The sequence below is a fragment of the Winogradskyella sp. ECml5-4 genome (assembly GCF_036903175.1).
GTDB classification, from domain to species: Bacteria; Bacteroidota; Bacteroidia; order Flavobacteriales; family Flavobacteriaceae; genus Winogradskyella; species Winogradskyella damuponensis.
The window spans coordinates 145,352-157,521 of the sequence record NZ_JAYJLF010000006.1; the positions used below are offsets into that span (position 1 = coordinate 145,352).

The 12,170-nt window shown below is 30.6% G+C and carries 9 protein-coding genes; 7 read left to right on the plus strand and 2 right to left on the minus strand.

Features of this window, described 5'->3' with window-relative positions; translation table 11 throughout:
- Positions 1 to 20: 20 nt before the first annotated feature.
- Positions 21 to 2,327 (minus strand): chondroitinase-B domain-containing protein, encoded by a 2,307-nt coding sequence (locus VDP25_RS06885; protein ID WP_334468144.1) that lies wholly within the window; start codon positions 2,325 to 2,327, stop codon positions 21 to 23.
- 88 nt (positions 2,328 to 2,415) lie between these two features.
- Positions 2,416 to 3,366, minus strand: coding sequence for a T9SS type A sorting domain-containing protein (locus VDP25_RS06890; RefSeq protein WP_334468146.1), 951 nt, complete (start codon positions 3,364 to 3,366; stop codon positions 2,416 to 2,418).
- A 672-nt stretch (positions 3,367 to 4,038) separates the two neighbouring features.
- On the opposite strand from VDP25_RS06890, the gene VDP25_RS06895 reads away from it, so the two are divergent.
- From VDP25_RS06895 to VDP25_RS06925, 7 genes are all read left to right on the plus strand, one after another.
- A complete protein-coding gene (locus tag VDP25_RS06895; protein ID WP_334468148.1) occupies positions 4,039 to 5,292 on the plus strand; it encodes a tyrosine-type recombinase/integrase in 1,254 nt (417 codons plus the stop codon).
- Between the two features lie 5 nt (positions 5,293 to 5,297).
- Positions 5,298 to 6,119 carry a hypothetical protein gene (locus tag VDP25_RS06900; RefSeq protein WP_334468150.1) on the plus strand — a complete coding sequence of 274 codons (822 nt, stop codon included), beginning with the start codon at positions 5,298 to 5,300 and terminating at the stop codon, positions 6,117 to 6,119.
- A gap of 80 nt (positions 6,120 to 6,199) precedes the next feature.
- Positions 6,200 to 6,472, plus strand: coding sequence for a helix-turn-helix transcriptional regulator (locus VDP25_RS06905; RefSeq protein ID WP_334468152.1), 273 nt, complete (start codon positions 6,200 to 6,202; stop codon positions 6,470 to 6,472).
- 4 nt (positions 6,473 to 6,476) lie between these two features.
- A complete protein-coding gene (locus VDP25_RS06910) occupies positions 6,477 to 7,790 on the plus strand; it encodes a VapE domain-containing protein (RefSeq protein ID WP_334468154.1) in 1,314 nt (437 codons plus the stop codon).
- A gap of 237 nt (positions 7,791 to 8,027) precedes the next feature.
- Positions 8,028 to 9,008: a DUF6371 domain-containing protein gene (locus tag VDP25_RS06915; protein ID WP_334468156.1), complete on the plus strand. Its 981-nt coding sequence runs from the start codon at positions 8,028 to 8,030 to the stop codon at positions 9,006 to 9,008.
- A gap of 234 nt (positions 9,009 to 9,242) precedes the next feature.
- Positions 9,243 to 10,868, plus strand: a complete 1,626-nt coding sequence (locus VDP25_RS06920; RefSeq protein WP_334468158.1) for a type I restriction-modification system subunit M — start codon at positions 9,243 to 9,245, stop codon at positions 10,866 to 10,868.
- Between the two features lies 1 nt (position 10,869).
- Positions 10,870 to 12,144 carry a restriction endonuclease subunit S gene (locus tag VDP25_RS06925; RefSeq protein WP_334468160.1) on the plus strand — a complete coding sequence of 425 codons (1,275 nt, stop codon included), beginning with the start codon at positions 10,870 to 10,872 and terminating at the stop codon, positions 12,142 to 12,144.
- The last annotated feature ends 26 nt before the right edge of the window (positions 12,145 to 12,170 follow it).

Below are 12,170 nucleotides of genomic sequence, written 5' to 3' on the forward strand. Positions count from 1 at the left end.
AGAATAATTTAGCAGTTAGATTAATACATCAGCGTCATAACTAAGTTTTCTTCTGTCTTAATTTGCCCTGAATTGATAAGGGTATTGTTTGACTCAACATTGTTTTTTGCTCCCCAAAGAATGGAAACAAATTTCACCTTATTGTTTTTAAAGGTATTATTATTAATATTCACATTTACAATTCCGTTATGGTTTAACAATCTTTGGTTTTTCTCTTCTGATCCACTATTTGTAAAGGTACTGTTAGTAATTAAAAGATTTCCTCCAATAGTAGACTCGTCGTAACCACCTCGATAATAATCAACAACATTTTGTTTTACGTTATTAAAAGTACAGTTATCAATGGTTAAATACTCTGTGTTATAATCTCCTCTGTCCTTTGTTTCTTCAGATAATTCGATACCATTTTCACAATCAGAAATTGTAGTGTTTTTGAAAGTGATCTGTTCTGAAAACGCTTGTTTGTAAACTCTTAACGCGTAATTAAAATTGCTGATTTCAGAATCTATAACTTCTAAACCAAAATGATTAGACATATTTTCTTTTAAACTAGCAAATGCATAATTTGAAGTGTTACCTATTAGCTTAATGTTTTTAACTGTTATTTTCCCATAAGGGGTTAAAGAAAAAGCAGGTGTATTTGCAGCTCCCTCGTATACTATTTCGGTACTACCTTTAGATTGAATAGTGATGGTTTTATCAATAATTAAAGATTCTGAAATCTTAAAAACTTCAGCATTTAATTCTAAAATATCCCCATTTTCTGCGTCTTTAAGTTTAGCCACTAATTCTGAAGCATTTGATACGCTATGCGTTTTAGGGTCTCTAATTTCTACTTCATTTGAATACCAATCTGCACCGTAATTGGCTTTATTCAAAATATCTAACTTGATATTTTCTACATCTAAAATCGCCCCCACCTGATTTGACTTATCTCTTGAATTTCCTAATACATCTTCAGTGATTGTTTCAAAATCAAAACCGTTATAAACCTCAACATCACTAAAACCAGAAACTGGAGCAGAAATATCTGAACCTATAGGCGTTAGTGTTAATTTTTTTGAAGTTAATCCGTCTCTTTTAGAAAAATCTACTCCATTATTATCTATAATATTGCTTGCAAAAGTTACACCATCAGCTTTATCGTGCTCAATAATTGGATTGGCATCACCAACAGAATTATAGATAACATTATTTACAACTTCTGTTCTTAATGGCCTAGCGGAACGAATTTCTGATTTAGGTAATACATCAGCTTGCGAAATATTAGTACCCACCCCAAACTGCCAAGGCGAATCTGAATCTATAAACGTATTATAAGCAACAACCACATCTGTTACCTGATTATACCTATTTAATGGCGACTTTGGTATTCCGTTCATAATTGCTATTGGACTTCTAAAATTCTTTCCTTTTATTTTATAAAAAAGATTATTTGTAATCCAATGCCCTGTATTAATAATTCTTATTCCACCATATTGGTCGTTTACACCATCACCAATAAAATAATTACCATCAACAGTAACGTAGTTTCCATGACGTGTTACTACAGAGCCTTCACTTTTATAAAACACATTATTTTTAATGATGTTGAAGTTAGTTTTGCTTGATATAATTTCAACTTCACCATTACATTCTTCAAATAGATTATTGGCAATTGTTGTATTACTTGGACTCATAGATGTAAAACTGCTTCCTAATTGAATGGTTTCACCTCTTGCACCACCTTTTCTAGGTCTTGGCCCAAAATGATTGTTTATAATGTTATGATAGTTTCTTATACTTTGATTCCCTTTAAGATCTACCCTAACTGTTGGTCCGCCATTAGTTTTACCAGCAATATAACAGTTACTTAATTCATTTTGCTTTCCGTAAAACTGCACCCAAATATTATCTTGGTCTCGTTCTAAATTATTAAAATCTAGAATAACACAATTTGTAACTTTAGAATGATTTGCAACTTCTTTTGCACTAGTTCTGAATGCAATTACATTAGTTTTAGGAGAATGACCGTTTCTAAAAAACAATCCACTAACCTCTAAATAATTTCCGCTTAGTTCTAAACTGGAAACACCTTCAATAAAAACCTCTCCTGCTGTTTCTGCCTTTAAGATAATTGGGTTTTCTTCTGTACCATTTCCTGAAAATTTAATTTCAACATCTTTCCAAACTCCATTAGCTAAAACAATTTCATCTCCTGCTTTGCAATCTTTAATAGCAGCGTTTAATTCCTCTAGATTAGACACCTTAATTAGCTTAGTGATTTTAGGCTTACTACAAGCTGTAAGTAATACTAATAGACAAATAATGGATGTTATTTTTTTCATAAATGGCACTATTTTATTTCATATATTCTTAAAAAGACAAAAGCCTTTTGTTTTTAAAAGGCTTTTTTAATATTTATTAAAGCTTAGACTACTCAATAATTATCTTTTTAATTGTCGTATTTCCGTTAGCATTAATTTGTAAAAAATAAACACCGTTATTTAACATAGAAACATCTAAACGGTTATTGTTTAATCCTTTTTGAGAAAGTACGTTCTTTCCTAAAATATCATAAACCGCTACAGAAGCCACTTCTAATGTATTTGAATCTATATTAATATAATCTTTTGCTGGATTAGGATACACTTTAACCCCTTGAGCAGAGAATTCTCCTACTGAAAGTGACTCATTAGTTAAAGCTACATAATCTATTCTCGTTTCTTGATCACCTGCAGACCAAGTATAACATCTTGTAATATCTTCTGGAGCATCATCACAATCATTATCATCATTAGGGGTATTTGGTCTACCTATACCTCTCGCCAAAATTGCTATACTTGTTTCATCTCCTGTATTAAACGTAAATTCAGCAAGCGTATAATCATCATTACCTGGATAAGCTTCTACAATAGTAGCTATATTATTTGCTACATTTTCTACCACAGTAATATCAGAATACCCAAACCCATCAGATGGCACTTCTACAGGTGCAGCATAATAGGTAGGAACATAACCGTCTGTATAACCTGTTCCTTTTAAAACACGTATTTCTAATTCACTTGTTCCATCTTCACCACCACTAACTCTATAACGATACGTTAATTTATAATCTGTATTTGCTAAAACTGCAATTTCTTGATACATTAAATCGGCTTCAAAATTATCAAATTTAATGGCATCATTACCTGGTGTATCATCAATATTTTCAGAAGATTCCGCTTGATCTCCTAATGATTTATTCATCCATCCCGAACAAGAACAATCACTACCAGAAATTTTAGGTATTTTATCAAAATCGGAATTCAAAACCACAGGGTCTTGAGCAAACATTGTACTACTAGCCAAAGCTAGAATAAAACTAAAAAGTAAATTTGTTTTCATAATAATGTAATTTAATTGTGGTTAATATTTAATGTGTAACTTATTAAGTTTCCTTTGTTGTATTCACCTACAGGTTAAGTTTAATTTCCTATTAGAAAAGATTAAAAAAATTAATATCTAATTATTAACGTCCCATTATTCATCATCTACCACAACTACATTCTTATCTAAACACCAAAAAAAACACTTTAGAAACAACTTATATCGAAGCTAAGTTCCACTTCATTTAATACTTTTTTACTTTTGGTAAACCAATCTGGTAAACCAAAAGTAGAAATAATTTTTCACACTAAAAAAGGAAATGGGTTAATTTTGCATATAAAACGGATAATTCTCTTAAGAAAACTGATTAATCACGTTAAAAAAGCCTTTATTAAAACGTCATTAAATCTTATAATAGAAGCACAATTAGGCAGTATATTAAGAATTAAACTAACTAATTCTCAAAAAAACAAAGTTTACAAACAAAAAAAGCCTCCAACCTGTAAAAGGTTGGAGGCTTTAGCGTACTCAAGGCGGGAATCGAAAATTTAAATCTCTACACATCTAATAATACACTACACTACTATAGTTCAGCTATTTATGCAAATTAGAATCTATACAAATTTGAATAAATTGGATTAAATTGTCATTTTTTTGACTAAATAATGACTAAGTATTATATTTGCCTATATGGCTTCTACGAAATACTACATCCAAAGTAAAAAGCAATCTGCACCGATTTATTTACGGTTTTCAGATAGTACCAAATTTAACATAAAGCGAAAAACTGGACTATTTATCAACCCGTCATCCTGGAGTACAGCAACTAATTACCCTATTGCAAAAGATGAAACTACAAAAAGCATTAAATCAAAACTTCTAAAGCTCGAGAGTTTTGTTATTGACAACTACAACGAAGCTAATTCTACAGGAAAAAATATAGACGGTAAATGGCTCGAAAATATAATCGATAAATTCTTTAATAGAGCAAATTTATCAAACCCTTTTGAAACGATTTTCGGTACTATTGACTACATAATAGAAAACGCACACATTCGCAAAAACGGAAAAGGTTCAATAGGCTTGTCATATAACAGAATCAAAGGTTATAAAAACCTTAAAGTAGTACTAGCAAAGTATAACAACGAAAAAGATATTTTTATTAAATCGATAGACCGTGTTTTTATCAATGATTTTGCTAATTGGTTACTAAAGGATGAAGCCTACAAAGTTAGTACAGCAAACAAAAAAATAAGCGATTTAAAAGGAGTTTGTTTTGAAGCTGAAAGTCATGGTATTGCAATAAACACCCAATTACGACACATTAAAAACCTTACAGAAAACCGCAAAGAAACCGTAATAGTACTTAACCGTAAAGAATTAGATAAAATTGAGAGAACCAAAATTGAAAATAAAAGTTTAGCCAATGTAAAAAAATGGTTGCTCTTTGGTTGCGAAATAGGTCAGAGATTAGATGATTTACTCAATATAACCGAACAAAACATAACTACATCTAAAAACGGAAAATTTAGAGTAGTAAAGCTTACGCAACAAAAAGGAAATAAAAAGGTTGAAATCCCCTTAAATCCTACAGCAGAAAGGATTATCAAAGACGGCTTGCCGTACAAAATATCAAAAGCAAATTTCAATTTATACGTAAAAAAACTTTGTAAAAAGTGTAAAATTAAAGAGGAGATTGAACATTGGGCAATGGATCCTGAAACCAATAGAAAAAAATTTAAAGTTTACAAAAAGCATCAATTAATTACTGGTCACACCTGTCGTCGTTCATTTGCATCCAATTATTATGGCCAAATGGCAAACTCATTAATAATGCAGGTAACTGGCCATACTACAGAAAAAACCTTCTTGAAGTATATAGGAAAATCTAATGAAGACTTTACGAGTCTAATATACAGCGAAATGCTTAATTCTTTTAAATAGAAAATATGAACGTTCAATCATTATATAAAAAGCTCATTACTACTGGGGAGGAAGCATCAAAACTTTACAATGAAAAGATTAAATACTTAGGAGAATGGTGTAATACTAAAAATAAAGGATCTATTTTTATTGTGGATAATCTTGAAAGAGAAAAATTTAATTTAAAAAATAAGGAGCCACTAAAAAGCTTAATCAACAAGATTAATGATCTTTATTACGAACTTCTCTATCAATCTGATAGGGAAAACTTTTTCTTTTATGGAGCAAGCCCTAAAGTACTTAACCTATGGGTAGATCAAAATTCAAAATTTAAAATTAACCCAACAGAAGGTTATGACGAGGACGACTTCTTTGACGAATGTATTTCCCATTACGATAGCGTTTTAAATGCTTTAAATTCAGATGAGGCCTTCATAGACCCTTTCAGAAAACAAGAAGCATTTCACTTTTTGTTAAATACCAAAAACAAATCTATTGTTCGAAGAAATTTAATTAAGGCAAAAGCATACATAGAAAGTATTAAAGAAGAAAAAACGAATAATTTATATGAGAATGCTAACAAAATACTAATACCTAAAGAAAAGATAATGTACTTGAATGAATTAGGCATAATTGATTTTCTCTTTAATACAGGAGAAAATATCAATCCTTATAAATTAGGTAAATTACTAGAACCATTAGTTGAAGAGAAAAGAGATAGCTTAAGAAAAAGCATATCTTCCTTGAAAACTGAAAGTTTCGACCAGCATCACCCATACTCTTCTGAAAAAAACATTGAAAAAGTTAAACAATTGCTAGCCATAAAAAATTGGTCTAAAAAGAAATAAATTTAAATTTTATGATTTTGGAATAATTCCATTAATCTTCCAACCATCCTTTGTACTCATAACAATTTAAAACAATTATTATGAGTGAAGTCAAAATTATCCAAACTACACCTCTTGAACTTTCTTCTATGATTTCAGAGAGTGTAAAAACAGAACTAGAAAAGTTCAAAAAAGAACTATCAAAATCAAATTCTGATGAAATCTTATTAACTCGTGAAGAGACTTGCGAGCTTCTAAGCATAAATCTATCAACCCTATGGTCTTACACAAAAAAAGGCAAACTACCTTCTAAAAAAATAGGCAATCGGGTTTACTACTTAAAATCTGAAGTTCTAGAAGCACTAAATTCTTAATATTATGGTAGAAAAGAAAAAAGGTGCTGAAAACAACACCAATGATTTAGCGACAAATCAAAGCAAAGATAATAAAGACTTCAAAACAGTAAACGATATTCAACAGGAAATAGATGAAAAATTCAATTCCAACACAAAAGTTGTGAAGTCAAACGGTGAAGAAGAGACAGAACATCCACAAACAATATTTCACATCGTAGAAAGCTATTTATCAAAGCACTATGAATTACGTTTAAACAAAATAATGCTTGACATTGAGATAAAAGAAAAAAATATCGATTCAAAATGGAGAATTTGCAATGAAAATGATCTCTATATTGAAATGCAAAAAAAGAATATCAAAGTATCTAGAGACAAGCTTAACGCTATTTTAGGTTCTAGTTTCGTACCAGAATACAACCCAATTTTAAACTACTTTAATAGATTGAAAAAATGGGATGGAATAGACTATATTTCTATACTATGTAAATATATAGAGAGCCCAGATATAGAGCAATTTGAATACCATTTAAAAAAATGGTTAGTAAGATCAGTTAAATGCATGCTCATTGACGGATATTTCAATAAGCAAGCTTTTATAATAACAGACAAAGGAAAGGGGCAAAATATAGGAAAATCACATTTCACAAAATGGTTATGCCCACCCGGACTACCTGTAACAAGGTCATTTGAAGAAAACAAAAAGGACAATCTAATAAAGCTTACTAAAAATGCATTCATAATTCTTGATGAGTTAGATGGAATTTCAAGAAAAGATTTAAATAGTCTAAAATCCATGTTTTCAACCGATGAAACAAGGGTTAGACTGCCTTTTGCAAAAAGAGAGGAAACCATACAAAGAATAACAAATTTTATTGGGTCAACAAACGATGACACCTTTTTATCAGACCCTACAGGCTCAGTAAGATGGTTAGTATTTCATGTAACTTCTATTAACTGGAATTACTCAAAAGACATTGACATAAACAACATATGGTCTCAGGCTTATTCTTTATCTAAAGATGATCGCTTTGAAGAAAAACTCATAAAAGAGGACTTAGCAAACAATGAAAAAAGAAATGAACAATATCAAGTTAGAAGTAATGAACAAGAATTGATTGAAACCTTTTTTGACAAACCAAATGAAGAGAATAGAAAAAGTGTTCAGTTTTTTACCGCCACAGATATACAAAGAACTTTACAAGCAAGTTTTGGACAAAAACTATATGTTGTATCTATAGGAAAAGCAATGAAACAGTTAAAGTTTGAAAGGGTTAAGCACAAAGATCGATACGGGTATTGGGTTGTTTATAACGATAAATCAACACCAATACGGTAACATATAAAATCATAAAAAATACTTACCCAACTTACCCAATGTTTTATTAGCTCAGAAAACACAAGGTATTAAACAGGGTAAGCTATTTAAAAAATACTTACAATCTACTTACCTAGCTTACCTTTTTTTGAAGAATAGGGTAAACAAAAGAAAATGTACTTACCCTATCGCAACCCTTATAATTATTGAGTTGGGTAAGTAGGTAATTAAAATTTGAATTTTTAAGACTTTTTAAAAATGAAAAAACTTTCCATCAACTTAGAATTTTCAAAAAAAAGAAACCCCAACCTAATCACCCCCTGTTGTGGTAAAAAAAACCGAGGATCAAGCGGCAGTTTAAAATTTGTCAATTATGTTGGTTTACCTGAACAGTTTGGGTATTGTCACAGCTGCGGAAAAGCAACTTTACCTCCTACGGTTTATGAAGACAGAAACGGTAACCGTTTCACATACAACAAAACTCTAAATAGATACGAAAAGCTTAATGATTTTATTCCTTTACCCAATCCTAAAAACCGTAAAAAAAACCGTAATGAAAACCGTAATGAAAACCGCACAGAAAAACCGCAACAGAAATTCATTGAAGAACAAATCGCAATAGAATCAACATTTGTTAAACCTGAAAATAATTTACTGATTTACCTTCGTAAAACCTACGGCAACCAAAAAACAGATAAAGCAAAAGAAGAATATTTAATAGGTACTCATACCGATGGTGCAACAATCTTTTGGGAAATAAACAAGCATCTTCAAGTTCAAAAATGCAAACTTTCTTACTACAAAAAAAATGGCAGAAGAACGGAAAGATTCAACCAGATTTATACAAACAAAAACGGTTATTACTCATGCCTTTTTGGCGAACATCTCATAATTGATAATCTAAAGGGAAAACAAACAATTATTCTAGTTGAAAGCGAAAAAACAGCAATTGTTGGCTCAATTTTAATGCCAAAACATACTTGGTTATCATATGGTGGTAAAAACGGTTTCAAAAAAGAAAAATACGATTGCCTTATTGGACATAAAGTTCTAGTTATCCCAGACATGGAAAACGATTCCGTGAACATTATGAAGAATAAAGTTTCAGAATTATGCAAAATTGGTGTTTTAGCCAAGTTATGGGATCTAACCAACGACTTATCTGATGAAGAATTGAAAGAAAAAGGCACTTATGGCAATGATTTAGAAGACATCTTCAGAAATATAACCGTAATTTAACTACGGTTTTTTAACGGTTTTATTTCGGTTTAATCATGATACCAATAGAGAATTACCTAGAGTAATCAATGTAAAAAAAGGATTAAAACTAGATTTAACAAGCTTCAAAAAAACCGTAATAAAACCAATATACTTTAATATAAATCTCTATTTAAAGCGTATTACGGAAATCCATTAGGTAGTAATGAATGTTATTTTTATTTTTAGCTGTTAAAGTTAATTCAAACAATTCAAATGTCAGAAGACCATAAAAAACAATTAGAACAACAACTCTGGAATATTGCCAACACATTACGTGGTAAAATGAATGCAGATGAGTTTCGTGATTACATATTAGGCTTTATTTTCTACAAATACTTAGCCGAAAAAATGGAAATATATGCCAACAAAATCCTTAAAGAAGGTGGCGATACATTTTCATTTTCTGAAATAGACGAAAACACAGAAACAGGAAAAGAATATATAGAGGCTATAAAAGAAGAATCATTAGAGAAATTGGGTTACTTCTTAAAGCCTTCTGAATTATTTTCTGCTATTTCTAAACGTGGTAATCATAATGAAGATGAAAAAGAGAGTGATGCAGTTGCAGAAGACACAACAGAAACTTACAATACAAAAGACAACTTCATATTAGAAGACCTACAAAAAATCTTAAATAATATCCAAAACAGTACAATGGGTACGGATAGCGAAGAAGATTTTGAAGACCTTTTCGAGGATATGGATTTAAACTCTACTAAGTTAGGGAAAAAGCCAGAGGACAGAAATGAGATTATCGCTAAAGTATTAGCACACTTAGATAAAATAGATTTTAAGTTAGAAAATACCGAGTTAGACGTATTGGGTGATGCCTATGAGTATCTAATTGGGAAATTTGCAAGTGGAGCAGGTAAAAAAGCAGGAGAATTTTACACGCCACAAGAGGTAAGTATGGTGTTAGCAAAGTTGGTAACAACAGGTAAAAAGAAACTAAAATCTGTATATGACCCAACGTGTGGTAGTGGTTCTTTGTTATTACGTGTTGCTAAAGAAGTAGACGAAGTAAATAACTTTTACGGACAAGAATTAAACCGTACTACGTACAACTTGGCACGTATGAATATGATATTACACGGTGTGCATTATCGTAAGTTTGATATTAAGCAAGAAGATACTTTAGAGCATCCACAACACTTAGAACATCGCTTTGAAGCTATTGTAGCCAATCCACCTTTTTCTGCAAAGTGGAGTGCTAACCAACTCTTTATGAGTGATGATAGATTTAGCCAATATGGTAAATTAGCACCAGGTAGTAAAGCAGATTTTGCCTTTGTACAACATATGGTGCATCATTTAGCCGAAAACGGACAAATGGCAGTTGTGTTACCACACGGTGCATTGTTTAGAGGAAGTGCAGAAGCCCACATACGTAAATATTTAATTGAAGAAAAAAACTTCTTAGATGCAGTAATAGGTTTACCTGCCAATATATTTTATGGTACAAGTATTCCAACCTGTATTTTAGTGTTTAAAAAATGTAGAGAAAACCCAGACGATATTTTATTTATAGATGCCAGCGCAGATTTTGAGAAAGTGAAAACGCAAAATATGTTAAGTGAGGCTAATATGGATAAAATTGTTACTACTTACCGTGAACGTAAAACCGAAGACAAATACAGTTATGTTGCACCTTTAAGTGAAGTGGTAGAAAACGATTACAATTTAAACATACCACGTTATGTAGATACGTTTGAAGAAGAAGAGCAAATTGATATTGATAGTGTTGCTACTGAAATACAAACTTTGGATATTGATTTAGAGGAAAACGAAGCTTTGATTACTTCTTTTTGTGAAGAACTAAACATTAAAACACCGTTTTAGGATGCAGAAAGAAAAACAGTTAGTGCCACAACTTCGGTTTTCTGAGTTTGAAGGAATTTGGAAAGAAAAGAAGTATAATCAAATTTATTCATTTTACAGTACAAATTCCTTTTCAAGAGATAATTTGAATTATCAAAAAGGTGAAGTTAAAAACATACATTATGGAGATATACATACGAAATTTCAAACAGTATTTGATATAACAAAAGAAAAAGTTCCATTTATAAATTCTGAAATTAGTCTTTCTAAAATCAAAGAAGAAAACTATTGTAAAGAAGGAGATTTATTAATTGCAGATGCTTCTGAAGACTATAATGATATTGGAAAGACAATTGAAATTATCAATTTAAATAATGAAAAACTAATTTCAGGTTTACATACTTTTTTAGCAAGACCAAATAAACACAAAATGGCTATTGGTTTTACTGGATATTTGTTGCAAAGTTGGAAAGTAAGAAAACAAATAATGACCATTGCTCAGGGAACAAAAGTTTTAGGTTTAGCAACTTCAAGGTTAGGAAAAGTAAATTTAACGATTCCTACATACGAAGAACAACAAAAAATAGCCAATTTCCTAACTGCTATAGATAACCGCATACAAACCTTAGAAAAAAAGAAAAGCCTTTTAGAGCAATATAAAAAAGGAGTATTACAAAAAATCTTTAAACAAGAGTTAAGGTTTAAAGATGACGATGGGAATAAATTTCCTAAGTGGGAAAAAAGAAAATTTGCAGATGTATTGTTCGAGCATAAATTAAAAAGCACAGGCAAAGAAGAGGTTCATTCGGTTTCTGTGCATAAAGGTGTAATTAATCAAATAGAACATTTAGGCAGAAGTTTTGCTGCAAAGGACACAAATAAGTATAATAGAGCTTTGCCTAATGATATAATATACACTAAGAGTCCTACTGGAGATTTTCCTCTAGGTATTATAAAGCAAAATCATATTAAAGAAGATGTAATACTTTCCCCTTTATATGGTGTTTTTACACCTGAAACTAAAGAATTAGGCTATATCCTTCACGTGTTTTTTGAATCACCAATAAATACATCAAACTATTTGAGTTCAATCATTCAAAAAGGGGCAAAAAACACAATCAATATAACAAACACTACATTTTTATCAAAGAAAATGTTGCTGCCCGTTTCAAAAAAAGAACAAATCAAAATCGCTAATTTCTTATCTGCAATAGATAAAAATATTGATTTAGTAAATACAAAAATAGAACACACAAAGTCATACAAAAAAGGCTTGTTACAGCAAATGTTTGTGTAAACATGAAATTAAAAATTAGTATAGAA

What these genes read in the sequence shown, in the direction of transcription:
- VDP25_RS06885 (WP_334468144.1), bottom strand. Translation starts at nt 2,327, where the DNA reads ATGAAAAAAATAACATCCATTATTTGTCTATTAGTATTACTTACAGCT.
- VDP25_RS06890 (WP_334468146.1), bottom strand. Translation starts at nt 3,366, where the DNA reads ATGAAAACAAATTTACTTTTTAGTTTTATTCTAGCTTTGGCTAGTAGT.
- VDP25_RS06895 (WP_334468148.1), top strand. Translation starts at nt 4,039, where the DNA reads ATGGCTTCTACGAAATACTACATCCAAAGTAAAAAGCAATCTGCACCG.
- VDP25_RS06900 (WP_334468150.1), top strand. Translation starts at nt 5,298, where the DNA reads ATGAACGTTCAATCATTATATAAAAAGCTCATTACTACTGGGGAGGAA.
- VDP25_RS06905 (WP_334468152.1), top strand. Translation starts at nt 6,200, where the DNA reads ATGAGTGAAGTCAAAATTATCCAAACTACACCTCTTGAACTTTCTTCT.
- VDP25_RS06910 (WP_334468154.1), top strand. Translation starts at nt 6,477, where the DNA reads ATGGTAGAAAAGAAAAAAGGTGCTGAAAACAACACCAATGATTTAGCG.
- VDP25_RS06915 (WP_334468156.1), top strand. Translation starts at nt 8,028, where the DNA reads ATGAAAAAACTTTCCATCAACTTAGAATTTTCAAAAAAAAGAAACCCC.
- VDP25_RS06920 (WP_334468158.1), top strand. Translation starts at nt 9,243, where the DNA reads ATGTCAGAAGACCATAAAAAACAATTAGAACAACAACTCTGGAATATT.
- VDP25_RS06925 (WP_334468160.1), top strand. Translation starts at nt 10,870, where the DNA reads ATGCAGAAAGAAAAACAGTTAGTGCCACAACTTCGGTTTTCTGAGTTT.